Source organism: Stenotrophomonas sp. YJH_SMC_12-1, assembly GCF_059370935.1.
In genome coordinates, this window is the sequence record NZ_JCAFUD010000005.1 from 104,696 (window position 1) to 123,937 (window position 19,242).

General features: G+C 67.6%; 17 protein-coding genes. 14 read left to right on the top strand and 3 right to left on the bottom strand.

Translation table 11 applies throughout. The features are described from left to right. The first annotated feature begins 297 nt into the window (after positions 1-297). The 10 genes from queF to AC5P8Y_RS10830 all read left to right on the top strand — a co-directional run bounded on the left by queF (position 298) and on the right by AC5P8Y_RS10830 (position 10,214). Positions 298-1,116, top strand: a complete 819-nt coding sequence (queF, locus tag AC5P8Y_RS10785; protein WP_033833570.1) for an NADPH-dependent 7-cyano-7-deazaguanine reductase QueF — start codon at positions 298-300, stop codon at positions 1,114-1,116. A gap of 215 nt (positions 1,117-1,331) precedes the next feature. Further along, positions 1,332-1,625, top strand: a complete 294-nt coding sequence (locus AC5P8Y_RS10790; protein WP_005411287.1) for a LysM peptidoglycan-binding domain-containing protein — start codon at positions 1,332-1,334, stop codon at positions 1,623-1,625. A gap of 45 nt (positions 1,626-1,670) precedes the next feature. After that, on the top strand, positions 1,671-2,183 hold the full coding sequence (locus AC5P8Y_RS10795; protein WP_005411286.1) for a hypothetical protein: 513 nt from the start codon (positions 1,671-1,673) through the stop codon (positions 2,181-2,183). A gap of 342 nt (positions 2,184-2,525) precedes the next feature. Then, a complete protein-coding gene (locus AC5P8Y_RS10800; RefSeq protein ID WP_033833567.1) occupies positions 2,526-4,748 on the top strand; it encodes an NADP-dependent isocitrate dehydrogenase in 2,223 nt (740 codons plus the stop codon). Positions 4,749-5,062: 314 nt separating this feature from the next. Beyond that, complete coding sequence (locus AC5P8Y_RS10805; RefSeq protein WP_111108773.1) at positions 5,063-6,025, top strand: hypothetical protein; 963 nt, start codon at positions 5,063-5,065, stop codon at positions 6,023-6,025. Continuing rightward, a complete protein-coding gene (locus AC5P8Y_RS10810) occupies positions 6,018-6,566 on the top strand; it encodes a GTP-binding protein (RefSeq protein ID WP_005411282.1) in 549 nt (182 codons plus the stop codon). The genes AC5P8Y_RS10805 and AC5P8Y_RS10810 overlap by 8 nt, the downstream gene beginning before the upstream one ends. Beyond that, on the top strand, positions 6,559-6,975 hold the full coding sequence (locus AC5P8Y_RS10815) for a roadblock/LC7 domain-containing protein (RefSeq protein WP_005411281.1): 417 nt from the start codon (positions 6,559-6,561) through the stop codon (positions 6,973-6,975). Before AC5P8Y_RS10810 ends, AC5P8Y_RS10815 begins: the two co-directional genes overlap by 8 nt. A 53-nt stretch (positions 6,976-7,028) precedes the next feature. After that, positions 7,029-7,388: a hypothetical protein gene (locus tag AC5P8Y_RS10820; RefSeq protein WP_005411280.1), complete on the top strand. Its 360-nt coding sequence runs from the start codon at positions 7,029-7,031 to the stop codon at positions 7,386-7,388. A 146-nt stretch (positions 7,389-7,534) separates the two neighbouring features. Then, positions 7,535-9,265, top strand: a complete 1,731-nt coding sequence (gene aceK, locus AC5P8Y_RS10825) for a bifunctional isocitrate dehydrogenase kinase/phosphatase (RefSeq protein WP_111108774.1) — start codon at positions 7,535-7,537, stop codon at positions 9,263-9,265. 61 nt (positions 9,266-9,326) lie between these two features. Next, positions 9,327-10,214 carry an energy transducer TonB gene (locus AC5P8Y_RS10830; RefSeq protein WP_049403515.1) on the top strand — a complete coding sequence of 296 codons (888 nt, stop codon included), beginning with the start codon at positions 9,327-9,329 and terminating at the stop codon, positions 10,212-10,214. A 34-nt stretch (positions 10,215-10,248) separates the two neighbouring features. Here the strand turns inward: AC5P8Y_RS10830 and AC5P8Y_RS10835 are convergent, their stop codons facing one another. From AC5P8Y_RS10835 to trxA, 3 genes are all read right to left on the bottom strand, one after another. After that, positions 10,249-11,823 (bottom strand): sensor domain-containing diguanylate cyclase, encoded by a 1,575-nt coding sequence (locus AC5P8Y_RS10835; protein ID WP_049433104.1) that lies wholly within the window; start codon positions 11,821-11,823, stop codon positions 10,249-10,251. A gap of 209 nt (positions 11,824-12,032) precedes the next feature. Further along, on the bottom strand, positions 12,033-13,778 hold the full coding sequence (rho, locus tag AC5P8Y_RS10840) for a transcription termination factor Rho (protein WP_005414668.1): 1,746 nt from the start codon (positions 13,776-13,778) through the stop codon (positions 12,033-12,035). A gap of 228 nt (positions 13,779-14,006) precedes the next feature. After that, positions 14,007-14,336 carry a thioredoxin gene (trxA, locus tag AC5P8Y_RS10845; protein ID WP_005411275.1) on the bottom strand — a complete coding sequence of 110 codons (330 nt, stop codon included), beginning with the start codon at positions 14,334-14,336 and terminating at the stop codon, positions 14,007-14,009. Between the two features lie 511 nt (positions 14,337-14,847). Here trxA and rhlB point away from each other — a divergent pair. From rhlB to AC5P8Y_RS10865, 4 genes are all read left to right on the top strand, one after another. After that, positions 14,848-16,572, top strand: a complete 1,725-nt coding sequence (gene rhlB, locus AC5P8Y_RS10850) for an ATP-dependent RNA helicase RhlB (RefSeq protein ID WP_049403517.1) — start codon at positions 14,848-14,850, stop codon at positions 16,570-16,572. Positions 16,573-16,749: 177 nt separating this feature from the next. After that, positions 16,750-17,436, top strand: a complete 687-nt coding sequence (ftsE, locus tag AC5P8Y_RS10855; RefSeq protein ID WP_005411273.1) for a cell division ATP-binding protein FtsE — start codon at positions 16,750-16,752, stop codon at positions 17,434-17,436. Between the two features lie 3 nt (positions 17,437-17,439). After that, the gene (ftsX, locus tag AC5P8Y_RS10860) at positions 17,440-18,387 is read left to right on the top strand and encodes a permease-like cell division protein FtsX (RefSeq protein WP_005414664.1); all 948 of its coding nucleotides are present in this window, start codon (positions 17,440-17,442) and stop codon (positions 18,385-18,387) included. A 7-nt stretch (positions 18,388-18,394) separates the two neighbouring features. Beyond that, positions 18,395-19,237 (top strand): response regulator, encoded by an 843-nt coding sequence (locus AC5P8Y_RS10865; protein ID WP_005411271.1) that lies wholly within the window; start codon positions 18,395-18,397, stop codon positions 19,235-19,237. Positions 19,238-19,242 lie beyond the last annotated feature (5 nt).

Genomic DNA, 19,242 nt, shown 5'->3' on the forward strand with positions numbered 1-19,242 from the left:
CGACCGTTGGTCGGCACGGCGGACGTCATGAACGTCTGAAGGATCGGCTTTTGATCTTGATTTTTCTGATCTTTCCCGTGGTGGCGCGGGAAATTGTCCATGGCCGGGAGGGTGGGTTGGCTGGGGGCGTGAGCCGCATGGATGCGGCGACCGAGCTTACATGGACGTACTTGCAGCGGCCCCCAGCCAACCCACCCTCCCGGCCGACCCCGAGATCGTGCCTGAACCACCACGGAGGGGCTCCGCCGTTGGCCGGCCCGGCCGAAGGCCCGCCGTCCGCGCGATACAATGACCCCCATGAACACCCCACAGGATTCCAGCCTCGGTCGCGAGGTCAGTTACCCGTCGCAGTACGATCCCGGCCTGCTGTTTCCCATCCCCCGCAGCGGCGCCCGCGCCGAGATCGGCCTCGATGAGGCCGCGCTGCCGTTCGTCGGCCATGACCGCTGGCACGCCTTCGAGCTGAGCTGGCTCGACCCGCGTGGCAAGCCGCAGGTGGCCGTGGCCACCGTGCAGGTGCCGTGCACCTCGCCGCGGCTGATCGAATCGAAGTCGTTCAAGCTGTACCTCAACTCCCTCAACAGCACCCGCATCGACAGCGCCGAGGCACTGCGCGCGCGCATCGTGGCGGATCTGTCGGATTGTGCCGGTGCGCCGGTCCAGGTCGAGTTCGGGCTGCCGGGCCTGCGCGAGACGCCGCTCGGTGAATCCATCGACGGGCTGGAGCTGGAGATCGACTGCTACGGCCCGCCGCAGGCGGACTTTCTCTCGGCCAATGCCGGTGAGGTGGTGGAGGAGACCCTGGTCTCGGCACTGCTGAAGTCCAACTGCCCGGTCACCGGCCAGCCGGACTGGGCGACGGTCAGCCTGCGCTACCGCGGGCCGAAGATCGATCGTGCCGGCCTGCTGCGCTATCTGGTCAGCTACCGCGAGCACGCCGAGTTCCACGAGCAGTGCGTTGAGCGGATCTTCAGCGAGGTGTCTGCGCGCTGCCAGCCGCAATGGCTGGAAGTCGAGGCGCGCTATACCCGCCGTGGCGGCCTGGACATCAACCCGTGGCGCGCCAGTCCCGGCATTGCCGCCCCGGCCGCGACCTACCGCGAACTGCGCCAGTAACCGCCGCAGGCGGTTGCCCGTTGTGCCGGGCCATGCCCGGCAATCGGCCAAGGCCGGATCCCTCTGGCACAGCCGGCCAGCGGCCGGCACTACCGGGCACCGTCTCTCCCGATTGTTCAGCCGCCCCCCGGGGCGGCTTCACATCTGCACCATCCCCATTTAACAACCGCCATGGCACCGTGCGAGCCACGTAGTCATGCAGACGGGAGTTGTGGATGAGTACCGAGAAGAAAGCCGATTTCTCCGGCGTCAGCGCCAGCGTCGACAGTACCGCCGAGCAGGTGCCGAAGGCGGACTTCTCCGGCGTGAGCGCTTCGGTGGACAGCACCGCCGAGATCGTCAGCGGCGGCACCTATACCGTGCAGAAGGGTGACTCGCTGTCGAAGATCGCCAAGCAGCATCTGGGCGACGCCAACGCCTGGAAGAAGATCTTCGAAGCCAATCGCGATGTGCTTGACGACCCGGACAAGATCTTCCCGGGCCAGACCCTGAAACTGCCGCCGAAGTAAGCCGGCGATCAAACCCCGTCCGACAATCCCTGGGAGGAACCCCGAATGATCAAGACCACCCCGCTCCAGACCGCCCTGATCGCCGCCCTGTTGGGCAGCGTTGCCTTGGTCGGTTGCAAGAAGAAGGAAGAGTCGACCGACACCAACGCCGCTCCGGCCGCCACGGCTCCGGCCGAGCCGGCAGCGCCGGCACCGATGACCGGTGCACCGCCGCCGATGGCGGAAGCTGCCGCGGTCAGCGTTTCCACCGTCACCGTGGGCAAGACCGCTGCCGCCGACAAATCGGTCGCCCCGGCTGCACTGTTCTCGCCGAAGGATGATGTCATCGTCTCGGTCAAGACCGATGGCGCCGCAAACAACGTCAATGTCGGTGCCAAGCTGACCTTCCAGGACGGCCAGGTGGCCGGCGAACAGACCGCGACCCTGAATGCCAGCGGCGCGGAGACCACCAACGTCACGTTCAAGAATGCAAAGGGCTGGCCGGCCGGCAAGTACCGCGCCGAGGTCACGGTCGATGGCAAGGCGGCTGGAACGCCGCAGGAGTTCGAGGTCAAGTAAGTCCTGCCGACTCTCTCCCGGCAGGACTCACGATGGACGCAGCCGCAAGGCTGCGTCCTTTTTTATTGGCCGGTGGCTGGCTTCATCCATGCATGGCGTGGATCCACTGACGGCGGCGTTCGCGCAGATCCACGCCGTGCGTGGATGGATCACAGCGTTGCCGGCGTGCAGTACCGCCGCGTATGGCGCGGCTTTGCCCCGCGCGGCTGAAAACGCGACAATGCAGGGGTTTCCCCGCCGCGCGCCCACCCTGACGGCGACGGGGGAAAGCGACACGGTTGCACGTGGCCCGGCGCTGGCGCCGGCCTTCCCCTGAGCATTGCTACAGAGTCCAAGTCCCCCATGTCCAAGATCCTCTACACGCTGACCGACGAAGCACCGTTCCTGGCGACCCAGTCGCTGCTGCCGATCGTCGACGCCTACACCGCCACTGCCGGCATCGTGGTGGAAACCCGTGACATCTCGCTGTCCGGCCGCATCCTGTCGCAGTTCCCGGAACTGCTGTCCGACGCGCAGAAGGTCAGCGACGACCTGGCCGAGCTGGGCCAGCTGGCGACCACCCCGGACGCCAACATCATCAAGCTGCCGAACATCTCCGCCTCGGTGCCGCAGTTGAAGGCGGCCATCAAGGAACTGCAGGACCAGGGCTATCCGCTGCCGGATTACCCGGAGACCCCGGCCGACGACCAGCAGCGCGACTACAAGGCGCGCTACGACAAGGTCAAGGGCAGTGCGGTGAACCCGGTGCTGCGCGAAGGCAACTCCGACCGCCGTGCACCGCTGTCGGTGAAGAACTACGCGCGCAAGCACCCGCACCGCATGGGCGCCTGGGCGTCGGATTCGAAGTCGCACGTCGCGCACATGGCCGCCGGCGATTTCTACGGCAGCGAGCAGTCGGCCACCCTGGCCAACGCCGGTGCGCTGAAGATCACCTTCCACGGCAAGGACGGCAGCGCCGTCGTGCTGAAGGAAAAGACCGCGGTCAAGGCCGGCGAGATCGTCGATGCCGCCGTCATGAGCCGCAAGGCGCTGGCCGCGTTCATCGGTGAGCAGATCGCCGATGCCAAGGCCCAGGGCGTGCTGTTCTCGCTGCACCTGAAGGCGACCATGATGAAGGTCTCCGACCCGATCATGTTCGGTGTGGCGGTCAACGAGTTCTACAAGGACGTGCTGGCCAAGCACGCCGACGTGCTCAAGCAGGCCGGTTTCGATGCCAACAACGGCATCGGTGACCTGGCCGCGCGCCTGCCGTCGCTGCCGGAAGCCACCCGCGCCGCGATCGAAGCGGACCTGGCCGCCGAGTACGCGCAGCGTCCGGGCGTGGCCATGGTCAATTCGGACAAGGGCATCACCAACCTGCACGTGCCGAGCGACGTGATCGTCGACGCCTCGATGCCGGCGATGATCCGCGACTCGGGCAAGATGTGGAACGCCGAAGGCAAGCTGCAGGACACCAAGGCGGTCATCCCGGACCGCTGCTACGCCGGCGTGTACCAGGCCGTCATCGACGACTGCAAGGCGCACGGCGCCTTCGACCCGGCCACCATGGGTTCGGTGCCGAACGTCGGCCTGATGGCGCAGAAGGCCGAAGAGTACGGTTCGCACGACAAGACCTTCCAGATTGCTGCCGACGGCGTGGTCAAGGTCACCGACGATGCCGGCAACGTGGTGTTCGAACACGCCGTGGAAGCGGGTGACATCTGGCGCATGTGCCAGACCAAGGACGCTCCGATCCAGGACTGGGTCAAGCTGGCCGTCGAACGCGCCCGCCTGAGCAGCACCCCGGCCGTGTTCTGGCTGGATGCCGCCCGCGCCCACGACGCGCAGGTCATCGCCAAGGTCGAGCAGTACCTGAAGAACCACGACACCACCGGCCTGGACATCCGCATCCTGCCGCCGGTGGAAGCCACCGCGTTCTCGCTGGACCGCATCCGCAAGGGCGAGGACACCATCTCGGTGACCGGCAACGTGCTGCGCGACTACCTGACCGACCTGTTCCCGATCATGGAGCTGGGCACCAGCGCCAAGATGCTGTCGATCGTGCCGCTGATGGCCGGTGGCGGCCTGTTCGAGACCGGCGCCGGTGGTTCGGCCCCGAAGCACGTGCAGCAGTTCGTCGAAGAGGACTACCTGCGCTGGGATTCGCTGGGTGAGTTCCTGGCCCTGGCCGCGTCGCTGGAACACCTGGGCAACCGCTACGACAACGCCGCCGCCCGCGTGCTGGCCAAGGCGCTGGACGAAGCCAACGGCCAGTTCCTGGACAACGACAAGTCGCCGTCGCGCAAGCTGGGTGGCATCGACAACCGTGGCAGCCACTTCTACATCGCGCTGTACTGGGCGCAGGCGCTGGCCGCACAGGACGAAGATGCGGCACTGAAGGCACGCTTCGCACCGCTGGCCAAGGCACTGACCGACAACGAGCAGAAGATCGTCGAAGAGCTGATCGCGGTGCAGGGCAAGGCCGTGGACATCGGCGGCTACTACCGCCCGGACGTCGCCAAGGCGAGCAAGGCGATGCGCCCGAGCGCGACCTTCAACGCCGCGCTGGAGCAGCTGCGCGGCTGATCCATCGCCGTTCGGTCGTGACACCGGAACCCGCGCTTCGGCGCGGGTTTCTTTTGGGCTCCGGGTCAGAACCCTTTTGCCATGCAAAAGGGATCTCACCCCATTCGACCCGCGTCCAGAACCGTGATTCCCGTCGGCTGTCGGAATGTCGTCAACGAGGCATGAAACTTGCCCGCGATGGCCGTCGCAGAACTGATCGGACACCGTCTGCAACCGCCCTCGATCTGAGCAGTCGATCACGACGGCTGCCGCTGGCGATGCCCTAGCCTTGGCGACGCGAGGCCACCGGGGAGGTGGCCGCACGGGGAACACGGATGGCACGCGTGCTGGTAGTGGGAACCGACATCCAGGGCGAGCAGGCCCTGCTGCAGCGGCTGCGCTTGGCATCGGCCCTGCCGGACGGCCAGATCCGCCGCAGCCAGGACCTGGACGATTGCGACCTGCTGGTCATCCGCGATACGCCGGCGCTGCGCAACGCGGCCCAGCGCATGCGCCAGCAGCGTCCGCGACTGCAGTGCTGGATCGAAGACATCGGCGGCCAGCTGCGTGATGGCGACGGGCACCAGGACGTGCTTGATGACAGTGCCATCGGTCGCGCGCTGCGTCGCATGCAGTTGGCAGTGGAGCCCTTGGCCATGCACGCACCCGCACCGGTCCGCCTGGCTGATGGTGCGCATGCCATCACCCGTCTGCTGCGCGAGCGGCTGCCGCTGCGACAGGGCCAGGCCCTGTTGAGTGATGCGGGCGAGCCACTGCTGCTGATGGACCTTGAGCATGACCAGGCCGTGCTGCTGCAGGAACCGGCTACGGCCCTGGTGGAGCGTTTGGCCGATGCCTTCGAACGCCTGCAGCTGGATGCGCTGACACCCGCACGCCTGCATGGCCTGGCCGGTGAGCGGCCACGCCAGCCACTGCGGCCGCTGCTGTGGCAATGGGCGCAGCGCAGCCGCCATTGGCAGGCACTGGACGAACGCCTGCGCGGTGCTTCGGTAAAGCTGCTGCGCTGGCCCGACTTCCGTGTGCTGGGCCATGACCATGATGGCTTCCGCCTGTGCTCGCTGTTGCTCAAGCGCGCGTGCACGGTGGACGAGTGCGCGATGTTGCTTGATCTGCCGCCTGCGGCCGTGCGCGATTTCATCCATGCCGCTTACCTGTGCGGTTACGCGCAGCTGCAGGTAGCGCCGGCGGTACCGCTGCCGGAACGCGCTGCCGGCGCTGACAACGGCCTGCTCGCCCGCCTGTGGCGTCACCTGCGTGGGAGCGAGCGCAATGCGTGAGCACAAGGTGGTGGTGCTGGGCGGCATGGGCAGTGGCAAGTCGACCCTGGTGCGCAGCATCGCGGCCGGCGCGGTGGTCGACACCGACGTGGCCAACAGCGACCGCCTCGGTGCCGACAAGGCCTCCACCACCGTCGCCCTGGACTATGCAGATATCGACCTGCCCAATGGCGAGCGGCTGCGCCTGTATGGCACGCCGGGACAGCAGCGTTTCGATTTCCTCTGGCCGATCCTGCTGCAGGGCGCCCGCGGCGCCGTGCTGCTGCTGGATGCGCGGCGCGCGGGCGTGGTTGCCGAACTGGAGGATTATCTGCAGGTGTTGCGGCCGTTCGCATCGTCATTGGCGCTGGTAGTGGCCGTCACCCATCTCGACCAGGCACCGCACGCCGCGCTGGATGACTGGGCCGCCCGTGCCTGCCTTGATGACCAGCCGCTGCCGCTACTGGCCGTGGATACCCGCGACCGCGAACAGGGATTGCTGCTGATGGATGTATTGATGGGCGAGATGGAAGCGCACGCACTGGTGGCCGCGCATGGCTGACGGGCAGGTGGCGCTGTTGCCCGACGCCGGCCAGCGTGAGCGCCTGCAGCCCTTGCTGCGAGACCTGCAGCAGCGGGTGGAAGGCATACGCACGGTGGTGCTGGCCAGTGTGGATGGCTTCGCCCTGGTCAGTGCCGGTGCCGAAGGGCGCGGTGAACGCCTGGCAGCGATGACCAGCGCGATGCTGGCGCTGGCTGCAGCAGTGGGACGCGAACTTGTGCTTGGGGATCTGCAGACGCTGATGCTGGAGGCCGCGGGCGGCAAGGTGCTGATGCTGGCGATCCAGGCCGAGGGGCGCGTGCCGTTGCTGCTGATGGCGGCCTGCGACCAGCGCAGCGTGATCGGCCAGGTGCTGTGGCAGAGCAGGGAATGTGGCCAGGCGATCCTGGCCGAACTCGGCGGATCGTGAGCCCGGCCGCAGGGGAACGAGGGGCTCGAACCATCATCGACAAGGGGTGCGACGTGGCTGGACTGAACGAATCGTTGAACGCACTGATGGGCATCGACGGCGCGCAGGCAGTGGCGCTGGTCGACTATGAAAGCGGCATGCTGCTGGGCGAAGCCGGTGCCGGCATGGACATGGAAGTGGCCGCCGCCGGCAACACCGAAGTGATCCGTGCCAAGATGAAGACCGCCGCATCGCTGAACCTCAACGACAGCATCGAGGACATCCTGATCTCGTTGGGCAAGGCGTACCACATCATGCGCCCGGTGGCGAAGAAGAAGGGCCTGTTCTTCTACATCGTGCTGGACCGTACCAGGTCCAACCTGGCATTGGCACGGCGCAAGGTGCAGGACGTGGAAGCCGAACTGGCGATCTGAGCCGGTAGTGCCGGGTGCTGGCCGGCAACTGCATCGACCCATAGACGGTCCAGGTGCTGCCGGCCAGCGGCCGGCACTACCTTCGCGCTCGACGGCATCGCACACGCCAGCGTATGGTGAAGCCGGTCCTCCCGGGTGAGCCATGCATGTCCAGTCCTGACATCGCTGCCGAGCTGGCACCGCGCATCGCGGTAGCCATCCGCGACGGTTTCGAGCAGTACCACGCCCGCTTTGTGGCGATCACCGCACGGGCGCGGCAGCGCTTCGAGCAGCGCGACTGGGCCGGCGCCCGGCAGGATGCGGTCGAGCGCATCGCCCTGTACGACCTGTGCATCGCCGAGCAGATGGATGCGCTGCGCCGCCTTGCCGGTGACGCGATCGGCGAGCGCGCGCTGTGGTTGCGGGTGCACGCCCGCTACAGCGCGCTGCTGCAGGGCCTGATCGACGCGGAGCTGTACAAGACCTTCTACAACACGTTGTCGCGACGCCTGTTCGCTACCCGCGGCGTGGACCCGGCGCTGGAGTTCATCGCCTTCGATGTCGAACCCTCCGATGCCATCACCCACCCGGTGGCGCGGCATACCTACGCGGTTTCGCCGACGCGGCCGGTGGAGGCGCTGCAGCGGGTGCTGGCCGACTATCGCTTCGATATCCCCTATGCGCACCAGCTGCGCTGCGCCGCGGCCATCGCGGTGCGCCTGCAGGATGACCTGGCCCACTGGGGCGATACGCCGGTACGCAGCATCGAGCTGCTCGACACGGTGTTCTACCGCGAGCGCCGCGCTTACCTGGTTGGCCGCGTGTTCGGCGAGCACCGGTTCTCGCCGTGCGTGATTGCCCTGGTGAACGACGAGCGTGGCCTGCGCGCCGATGCAGTGCTGACCCGGCGCCGGGACGTGGCCCACCTGTTCGGCGTGTCACGCAGCTATTTCCAGGCCAACCTGGCCACGGTCGGTGATGCGGTGGTGTTCCTGCGCAGTCTGCTGCCGGGCAAGCCCATCGATGAGATATACACCGTGCTGGGCCGCGCCAAGCAGGGCAAGACCGAGCGCTACCGCACCTTCTTCCGTCATTTCAACGAGCACCCGCAGGAGCGGCTGGTGCATGCAGAGGGCACGCCGGGCATGGTCATGGCGGTGTTCACCCTGCCCAGTTACCCGCTGGTGTTCAAGCTGATCCGCGACCGTTTCGCGTGGCCCAAGGCGATGTCGCGGCAGCAGGTGGAAGAGAAGTACGCACTGGTGTTCAACCTCGATCGTGTCGGCCGCCTGCTCGACGCACAGCCCTATCGCCACCTGCGCTTTCCGCGCGACCGCTTCGCGCCGGCCTTGCTGGAAGAACTGCTGCAGCAGTGCGCGCAGAGCGTACGCATCGATGGCGATGAGGTCGAAGTCGCACTGTGCTATGTGCAGCGTCGTTTTCGTCCCTTGAATCTGTACCTGCGCGAGCAGGGCGCGGAGGCGGTGCGGGCGGCAGTGCTCGACTATGCGCAGGCGATCACCGACATGGCGCGCAACAACATCTTCCCCGGTGACATGCTGCCAAAGAATTTCGGCGTATCACGGCATGGCCGGGCCGTATTCTACGACTACGACGAGCTGTGCCTGGTCAGCGACTGCGTGTTCCGCGCCTGGCCGGAGCCGCGTACGCCGGAGGAAGCGATGTCCGATGAGCCATGGTTCCATGTCGGTCCGCGCGACGTGTTTCCCGAGCGCTTCGGCCCGTTCATGGGCCTGCCCGCTGCAGAGCTGGCAGCGGTGCGCGAGCACTACCGGCACCTGTTCGACCCGGGCTGGTGGCAGGGCCTGCAGGAACGCTTCGCCCGAGGTGACTATCCGGACACGCCGCCCTATGCTGGCGCGCACCGGTTGGCGTGAGCCAGCTGTCATGGGTGTTGGGACTGAGGTACTCTCGCCCTTCATCACCAAGGATCCGGCAATGATGCGTTCCCCATTGTTCCTCGCTCTCGCGTTGGCCGTCGGTGCCGGCGCTCCGCTGTTCGCCGGCGATGCCAGCGCGCAGACCACGCGCGCGGTGCGTGCCACCGCGGAGATGAGCATGGTGCTCTCTGGCCATATCGAGGTCACGCCCGAGGGCGCGGTCAGTTCGTTGGTACTGGACCAGAAGTCGATGCTGTCTCCGAGCATCGCGTCCTTCGTGGAGGGCACCATCGGTGGCTGGCGCTTCGAACCCACCCTGCGCGATGGCACGGCGGTGGCGGCACGTGCGCCATTGCGGGTGCGCCTGCGGGGCAAGGCCATGGCCGATGGTGGCTACGAAGTCAGCATGACCAGCGTCAACTTCAGCGAGTACGATGAGAAAGCCACAGATTCGGTGACCCAAGGTCGCATGGCGCCCCCGCGTTATCCGGAAGAGGTCTATCGGAGCGGCGGCCAAGGCGAAGTACTGCTGGTGGTCAGGATCGCGCGTGACGGCACGGTGGCCGATGTCGTTGCCGAGCAGGTGAACATGACCGTGGTCGGACGCGAGCGCACCCTTGCCAAGATGCGCGAAATCCTGGCCAGGGCCGCCGTCAGCAGTGCCCGCAAGTGGACGTTCAACCCACCGACCACCGGCGAAGCCAGCACCCGCGACAGCTGGACGGTACGCATACCGGTCAATTTCGGCCTGAACGATGATCCCAATGGAGCGGAGCGCTATGGCCGCTGGCGTGCCTTCATCCCGGGCCCACGGCAGGCCGTGCCGTGGCGGAAGGCAGATGCGATCGAGCAGGCCGGCAGCGACCTGCTGCCCGAGGGCGGCATCTACATGGTCGACGGCGCCAAGCGCGGCCTGCGCCTGCTGACGCCGCTGGAGCAGGGCTGACGATCACTGCGGAGCCGGCCAGCCCGGCTCCGCGTCAATCGGCGTAGGGGTAGACCACCACCCGGTTGCGGCCCTGCTCCTTGGCCAGGTACAGCGCCTTGTCGGCCAGCCGCAGCGCCTGCTCGGCATCGACATGGAAGCTGGGGAAGTGGGCCACGCCCAGCGAGACGGTGATGGTGCCGACCGGTTCAAACGGATGGTCGGCAATGTGCTGGCGCAGACGCTCGCCAGCCTGTCGCGCTGACTCGGCGCTGATGCCCGGCAACAGCAGCAGGAACTCCTCGCCGCCGGCGCGGCAGAGGATGTCGCTGTCGCGCGAGTAGCGGCGCATCTGGTTGGCGATGTGGACGATGGCAGCGTCGCCGACGTCATGGCCGTGGTTGTCATTGATCGATTTGAAGCGATCGATGTCCAGCGCCAGGATCGCGAACGGGATGCCCTGTATCTGCAGGGCATCCAGCGCCTGCTGCAGGCCGCGGCGGTTGAGAAGACTGGTCAGCGGATCGGTGCGGCTGGCGCGGTTGAGCGTGCCGATGCGGTCCTGCAGCGCATTGAAGCTGTGCAGTACCGCCTGCTTGAGCTGGGCGACCTCGAAGTACCACGCGCGGATGCCGCTGACGTGGCTGATCGCATTGCCGGTGTCTTCGCCGCCCTGCACGTTGCGTGCGAGCTGCCACAGCGGCATCGAGATGCGACGGGCGAACCACCAGGTGATCAGCAGCGACAGCAGGCCCAGCGGGATTGCGTTCCAGATTACCGCAGTCATCAACCGCGACAGCGGCTGCAGCGTGGCCTCGGTCGGGCGCTGGGCGATGATGCCCCAGCCGGTGGCCGCCACCGGCGCATAGCCGGCCAGCATCGACACGCCCAGGTTGTTGCGCACCTGCTGCGCGCCACGCTCGCCGCGCACCACGGCCTTTACTGCGGGGTTGCCGACCACGTAGTCGCCCACCCGCTTGCCATCGGCGTGGTACAGCAGGCGGCCATGGCGATCGACCACGTACAGGTAGGAACCATCACGGTAGTAGTGCTTGCCCAGCAGCGTGTGCAGTGCGCTGCGCTGGCGCAGGTACAGGGTGCCGCTGACGTAACCACGGTAGTGGCCCTGGCGATCGAAGATCGGGTGCGACAGCGAGACCAGCAGCTTGCCGGTGGCCGACTGGTACGGGTCGCTGATCATCGGCTGGCGCGCGGCCAGCGCGGCATTGTTGCCGACGCTGTGCAGCACTTCGCCCTGCAGCTGCAGGGTCTGCGGCGAGGTGGCGATCACCAGGCCGTCGGCATCCACCACCAGCGAAGAGTTGAAGCTGTTGGTCTGCAGCTGCAGGCGGCTGGCTTCGTCCTGGGCCTGTGCCGGGTCGAGGTTGCCCTGGCCGAGCCGCGTGGCGGCGTAGGCCAGTTCCTGCTGGGCAGCCAGCAGGAAGTTCTGGGTCGTTTCGGCCAGTTTGGTGGCGTAGACGCGGTTGGCCTCCAGGGTGTTGCCGACCAGCTGGTCGCGCTGCACCCGGTAGCTGGCCAGCAGGGTGTTGGCCAGCGCGATGATGGCGCTGAGCAGGGCCAGGGCGAGGATCAGCTTGCCCAGGTTGAGGCGGGGAGACAGCGTTCGCATGCGTCGACGGATCCGGCAGGAGGCTGGACCCGACCGGTTCTCCGGAAGGGGCGACAGCGGGAATCGGTGGCCAGGCCCTCGAGGCCGGGCAGGGCATCGGGCGGATTATCGCCAAAACCGGGCGGCGGTGAAGTGAAGTGGGTCGCCCTGCAGGTAAAAAAAAACCTGCCGCAGCGAGCGGCAGGTTCTTTTCGATGCAATGCCGTGGATCAGCGCTTCATCGAACCGAAGAACTCGTCGTTGGACTTGGTGTTCTTCATCTTGTCCAGCAGGAACTCCATCGCGGCCATTTCATCCATCGGATGCAGCAGCTTGCGCAGGATCCAGATCTTCTGCAGCAGTTCCGGCTCGATCAGCAGGTCTTCGCGGCGGGTGCCGGAACGGTTGATGTCGATGGCCGGGAACACGCGCTTTTCAGCGATGCGACGGCTCAGGTGCACTTCGCTGTTGCCGGTGCCCTTGAACTCTTCGTAGATCACCTCGTCCATCTTTGAGCCGGTGTCGACCAGCGCGGTGGCGATGATGGTCAGGCTGCCGCCTTCTTCCACGTTGCGCGCGGCACCGAAGAAGCGCTTCGGGCGGTGCAGGGCGTTGGCGTCCACGCCACCGGTCAGCACCTTGCCCGAGCTCGGCACCACGTTGTTGTAGGCGCGGGCCAGGCGGGTGATCGAGTCGAGCAGGATCACCACGTCCTTCTTGTGCTCGACCAGGCGCTTGGCGCGCTCGATGACCATTTCGGCCACCTGCACGTGGCGCGCGGCCGGTTCGTCGAAGGTCGAGCTGATGACCTCGCCGCGCACGGTGCGCTGCATTTCGGTCACTTCTTCCGGGCGCTCGTCGATCAGCAGCACGATCAGGTGCACGTCCGGGTGGTTGGTGGTGATGGCGGTGGCGACCTGCTGCATCATCATGGTCTTGCCGGCCTTCGGCTGCGACACGATGAGCGAGCGCTGGCCCTTGCCCTGCGGCGCCATCAGGTCGAGGATGCGGCCGGTGATGTCTTCCGACGAACCGTTGCCGCGCTCCAGGGTGAAGCGGCGGCGCGGGAACAGGGCGGTCAGGTTCTCGAACAGCACCTTGTTCTTCGACGCTTCGATCGGCTCGCCGTTGATGGTGTCGACGATGTTCAGCGCGAAGTAGCGCTCGCCGTCCTTCGGGAAGCGGATGCGGCCGGAGATATGGTCGCCGGTGCGCAGGTTGAAGCGGCGGATCTGGCTGGGCGAGATGTAGGTGTCGTCCGGGCCGGCCAGGTAGCTGGCTTCGGCCGCGCGCAGGAAGCCGAAGCCGTCCGGCAGGATTTCCAGCACGCCGTCGGCGGCGACGCCGTCACCATGGCGGGTCAGCACCTTCAGCAGGGCGAAGATCACATCCTGCTTGCGGGCGCGTGCCACGCCTTCGGAGATCTGCAGCTGCTCGGCGATTTCCAGCAGCTTCTGTGCCGGCATGCGCTTGAGGTCGCTCAGCGAATAGACCGGGAAACCTTCCGGCACGTTGGCGTGCGGACGCGGCACGAAGGGCTGCTGCTCGCCGCCGTCGTTGGGCATGCCGTCGTCGCGGAAGCGGTTGTTGTTGCGGTCACGGTCGCGGCGGTTGCGGAAGCGGTCACGGCGGTTGCCCTGGCCTTGCCCCTGGCCCTGCTGGCCGTTCTGGTTGTACGGGTTCTGGCCCTGGTTCTGGCCACCGCCCTGGTGGTTCTGCTGCCGCGGCTGGCCGGATTCGCGACCCTCACCACCTTCGCCACCGCCACTGCTGGCAGGGGCCTCGGCGGCGGGCGCGCTCGGTGCGGGGGCGGGGGCCGGTGCCTCGGGCGCGGCGGCCAGCGGCAGGGTCGGCTGCGCCGGAGCGGCGCTGGTTTCGGCGGCTGCCGGGGCGGCGGCCTTGCTCACGCGGGGCTTGCGCACGCGCTTTTCGGCGGGCGCATCGGCGCTGCCGGTTTCGGAAGTGTTATCGGACAAGAGCGTTATTCCTCGCTTGAAGGTGCGAGCGCCCGGCTGGGGCGGCGAACGTTGGGAATGGGTCTGGAAGAAACTGCGTCCAGAGGGTGCGGCACGCGAACGCGGCCGGATGTGCCGACACTATCATCGGCCTGCGGCGCCGTGCAAGGGCTGCCGGGAACAGCATTCATCATGGACGCAGGGCGTCCGCCGGCAGCCGCGGGTGGCGGCTGCCGGAAAACAGCAGGATCAGGCCAGGGCCTTGTCCAGCAGGCCGGCCAGCTGGGCCTTGCCCACCGCACCGATCTGCTCGCCGACCTTCTCGCCGTCCTTGAACACGACCAGGTACGGGATCGAACGCACGTGGTACTTGGCGGCCAGCGCACGATTGTGGTCGACGTTGACCTTGGCGATCTTGGCGCGGCCCTGGTAGGCATCGGCCAGTTCGTCCAGCGCCGGGGCGATCATCTTGCACGGGCCACACCATTCGGCCCAGAAATCGACCAGCACCGGTTCCTTGGAATTCAGCACTGCGCTATCAAAGTCGGCGTCGCCGACATGTACAACCTTGTCGCTCATCTTGGTTTCTCGTCTTGGATTGCACCCGGCCATGCCGGAGGTGGGTGAACTGGGCCATGCCCGGTGGCGCGACCCTCGTCGTTGCCTCGCGGCGCACTGCCGCGGTGCGTTCGGCGGGATGCCTGGACGCTCACGGCCGGCAGTGTACCCCTATCGCAGGGCGGGGACAGGCGCCGGCTGGAACCCAGCGTATCGTGATCGCTTCGAAGCCCGGTATGTGTCGGATTTCACTGTCTTCCCGAAGATGGGGATGGCAGCGGGCGACACCAGCGGGACCGGCGGGGTCGTTCAAGTCCCGTGTGGCTGGATGAAGGCGCGCCGTCTCTCCAGCTGGTGAGACAGGGCATTCCGGTTTGCCGGCCCGAGTGCGTTAAACTGGGCCATTGTGCGGCGCGCGGACCGGGTGGTCCCAGCCTGCCAACCCGCCGCAGGGGCCGCAGTTTGCGACGGTGCCCCTAGACGATGAAGTGCCAGCCGCCCCACGGGCCGGCGGCCATACCAAGACGGACTCATGAGCGACAAACCGCTGACCGATTTGACCTTTTCCTCCTTCGAGCTGCACCCGGCCCTGCAGGCCGGCCTTGAAGGAGCCGGATTCACCCGCTGCACCCCGATCCAGGCGCTGACCCTGCCGGTCGCGCTGCCCGGCGGTGATGTCGCCGGCCAGGCCCAGACCGGCACCGGCAAGACCCTGGCCTTCCTGGTCGCTGTCGTGAACCGCCTGCTGACGCGTCCGGCGCTGGCCGATCGCAAGCCGGAAGATCCGCGTGCGCTGATCCTCGCCCCGACCCGCGAGCTGGCCATCCAGATCCACAAGGATGCGGTGAAGTTCGGTTCCGACCTGGGCCTGCGCTTCGCCCTGGTCTACGGCGGCGTGGATTACGACAAGCAGCGCGAGCTGCTGCAGCAGGGCGTGGACGTGATCATCGCCACCCCGGGCCGCCTGATCGACTACGTCAAGCAGCACAAGGTGGTGTCGCTGCACGCCTGCGAGATCTGCGTGCTGGACGAAGCCGACCGTATGTTCGACCTGGGCTTCATCAAGGACATCCGCTTCCTGCTGCGCCGCATGCCGGAGCGCACCACCCGCCAGACCCTGCTGTTCAGTGCCACCCTCAGCCACCGCGTGCTGGAGCTGGCCTACGAGCACATGAACGAGCCGCAGAAGCTGGTGGTCGAAGCCGAGACCATCACCGCCGCGCGCGTGCGCCAGCGCATCTACTTCCCGGCCGACGACGAGAAGATCCCGCTGCTGCTGGGCCTGCTGTCGCGCAGCGAAGGCGCGCGCACCATGGTCTTCGTCAACACCAAGGTGTTCGTCGAGCGCGTGGCGCGTTCGCTGGAAAAGGCCGGCTACCGTGTCGGCGTGCTGTCCGGTGATGTGCCGCAGAAGAAGCGCGAGAGCCTGCTCAACCGCTTCCAGAAGGGCCAGCTGGAAATCCTGGTGGCCACCGACGTGGCTGCGCGCGGCCTGCACATCGACGGCATCAAGTACGTCTACAACTACGACCTGCCGTTCGACGCCGAAGACTACGTGCATCGCATCGGCCGCACCGCGCGCCTGGGTGAAGAGGGCGACGCCATCAGCTTCGCCTGCGAGCGCTACGCCATGGGCCTGCCGGACATCGAGGCCTATATCGAGCAGAAGATTCCGTCCGAGCCGGTCACCAAGGAACTGCTGACCCCGCTGCCGCGCCCCGAACGCCCGGCTCCGGCTGCAGGCGAGGAAGGCGAGGACAACGAAAGCGTCGGCCAGATCTTCCGCGAAGCACGCGAAGCCCGTGCCGCCGAGGAAGAGCGTCGGGGCGGTGGCCGCAGTGGCGGCCGTTCCGGTGGTGGTGGTGGCCGTGGTGGCCGTGACGGTGAGCGCAGCGGCGAACGCCGTTCGCGTGGCCCGCGCAAGCCACGCGCGGAAGGCGAGCAGGGCGCTGCCGCGCCGGCCGCCGGTGCCGAAGGCGCCGCTGCCCAGGCCCCGCGTCCGCCGCGCCCGCCGCGCGCCGAAGGCGCACCGGAAGGTGCTGCGGACGGCGAGCACAAGCCGCGCAAGCGCCGCCGCCGTCGCCACGGTCGTCCGGTCGAAGGTGCCGAGGGCGTGCAGAACGCCGCCGGCAATGGCGCCAGCCCGGTCACGCCGGTGCAGGTGGTGGCCAAGCCGGTGCGCACGGCTGCTGATACCGGCGATTCGTTCCTGACCCGCATCGGCCGCAAGATCCGCCGGATGCTGTCGGGCAGCTGATCGGCGCTGCCGATCAGCGGGTAGCACCCGACCGTTGGTCGGGTGGCTTCAAGGGCGTGCCGGCCAACGGTCGGCACCCACCCTGGCCGGCAGCTGTGTGGGTTGCCGGCCAGCGGCCGGCACTACCGATCGTGTGACCGTCTCCACGACGTCGCGCCGGTCCTGCATAATCGGGGCATGAGTGTCCTGCGCTTCGACAATGTCAGCAAACAGTACGCCGGTGGCCACGAGGCACTGACCGATGTCAGCTTCGAGGTCGCGCCGGGCGAGATGCTGTTCGTCACCGGCCATTCCGGTGCGGGCAAAAGCACCCTGCTCAAGTTGATCCACCTGGACGAGCGGCCCAGCCGTGGCGCGGTGGTGTTCGACGAGCGCAACCTGCTGAAGGTGCGTGGCGGCGATGTGCCCCGCCACCGTCGCGCGGTGGGTGCGGTCTACCAGGACCACCGCCTGCTGATGGACCGCTCGATCGCCGAGAACGTGGCGCTGCCGCTGATCCTGCGCGGCACCCGCCGTGGCGACATCAGCAAGCGCGTGCGCTCGGTGCTGGAACGGATGGGCCTGGGCCACCGCGAGAAGGCGCTGCCCTCGCAGCTGTCGGCCGGTGAGCAGCAGCGCGTCGGCATCGCCCGCGCCATCGTCGGTGAGCCCAAGCTGCTGGTGGCCGATGAACCGACCGGCAACCTCGACCCGACCCTGGCGGCGGAGATCATGGCTCTGTTCGCCGAGCTGCCCGCGCGCGGCACCAGCGTGCTGGTGGTCAGCCACGACCTGCCGCTGCTGCGCCGCATGCGCAAGCGCGTGCTGATCCTCGACCACGGCCGGCTGGTGGATGACATCTCGCCGCAGGATCTGGCGGAGTAACCCATGGCGAAGAACGAAAACAGCGAAGCCGCCGCCCCCTCGCGCGTGGGCGTCTGGTTCCAGCACCACGCGCACAGCGTGGTGTTCAGCCTCGGCCGTGCCTGCCGCAAACCGTGGGCGACCCTGCTGACGGTGATGGTCATGGCGCTGGCGCTGGCCCTGCCGCTGGGCCTGTCGATCGCGCTGGACAACCTCAAGCAGTTCGCCGGCAGCGTGCAGCAGTCGCGCGACATCAATGTGTTCCTGAAGGGCAACGTCGATGGCCCCGGCGCGCTGCGCCTGGCCGGCCAGCTGCGCGACCGCGACGACGTGGCCGAAGTGAACGTGCGCACGCCCGAGCAGGGCCTGCAGGAACTGCGCGACGCCGGCCTCGGCGAGGCGATCGACGCACTCAATGACAACCCGCTGCCCTCGCTGCTGGTGATCACCCCCGGCCAGGGCAAGGACGACGCGCGCCTGGCACGCGCGCTGGAGAGCCTGCCCGAGGCCGACCTGGTGCAGCACGATGCACTGTGGCGCCAGCGCCTGGATGCCTGGCTGGCGTTCGGCGCGCGGCTGGTGCAGGTGCTGTCGGTCCTGCTCGGCGTCGGTGCCGCGCTGGTGGTCGGCAACACCGTGCGCCTGGACATCCAGGCCCGCCGCGAAGAGATCGGCGTGCTGCAGCTGCTCGGCGCCAGTGATGGCTTCATCCGCCGCCCGTTCCTGTACCTGGGTGCGTGGTATGGCCTGGGCGCCGGCGCGGTTGCGCTGGCGCTGATCGGCGCCGCCGGTGCCGCGCTGCGCGTACCGCTGGCCGAACTCTCGCGCAGCTACGGCAGCCCGTTCGTGCTGCACGGCCTGGACCTGCTGCACGGTGGCCTGGTCCTGCTCGGCACGCTGCTGCTGGGCTGGCTGGGTGCGTGGCTGGTCACCGGCCACTTCCTGCGCCAGACCCGACCGACCGACACCTGAGACCGGCATGCAACCGCAAGCGCTGAAGCATCTTGAAGGGCCCGCGACGCGGGTGATGGTGGTCGATGGCTCGAAGCTGGTCCGCAAGCTGATCGCCGACGTCCTGCAGCGCGACCTGCCAGGCGTGGAGGTGATCGGCTGCGACAGCATCGAGGATGCGCAGCAGGCGCTGGCGCAGGGCCCGGTGGACCTGGTGACCACCTCGCTGACCCTGCGTGATGGCGACGGCCTGGCGCTGGCGCGGATGGTCCGCGAAGCGGCCGGCCAGGCCTACGTGCCGGTGATCGTGGTGTCCGGCGATGCCCAGCAGCATCTGGAGCAGCGTCGCTTCACCGAGTACGTCACCGACTATTTCGACAAGGCGCTGGGCCACGAGGCGCTGGCGACCTTCATCCGCGGCTATGTGCAGCCGCAGACCATTCCCGGCGCGACCATCCTCTACATCGAGGACAGCCGCGTGGTGGCCGAGGCCACCAAGCGCATGCTCGAGCGCCAGCAGTTGAACGTGCTGCACGTGGTCAGCGCCGAAGAGGCGTTCACCCTGCTCACCGCCGAGTCGCTGGGCCGCAGCCGCCATCGCATCGACCTGGTGCTGACCGACGTCACCCTGAAGGGGGAACTGAGCGGCCGCGACGTGGTGCAGCGCGTGCGCGTGGACTTCGGTTACGGCAAGCGCCGCCTGCCGGTGCTGGTGATGACCGGCGACGGCAACCCGCACAACCAGACCGGGCTGCTGCAGTCCGGCGCCAACGACCTGGTACTCAAGCCGATCGAAGAACGGCTGCTGGTCACCAAGGTGCTGTTCCAGCTGCGCCTGGCCCGGTTGAACGATGGACCCCTGATTCGATGAAGTGG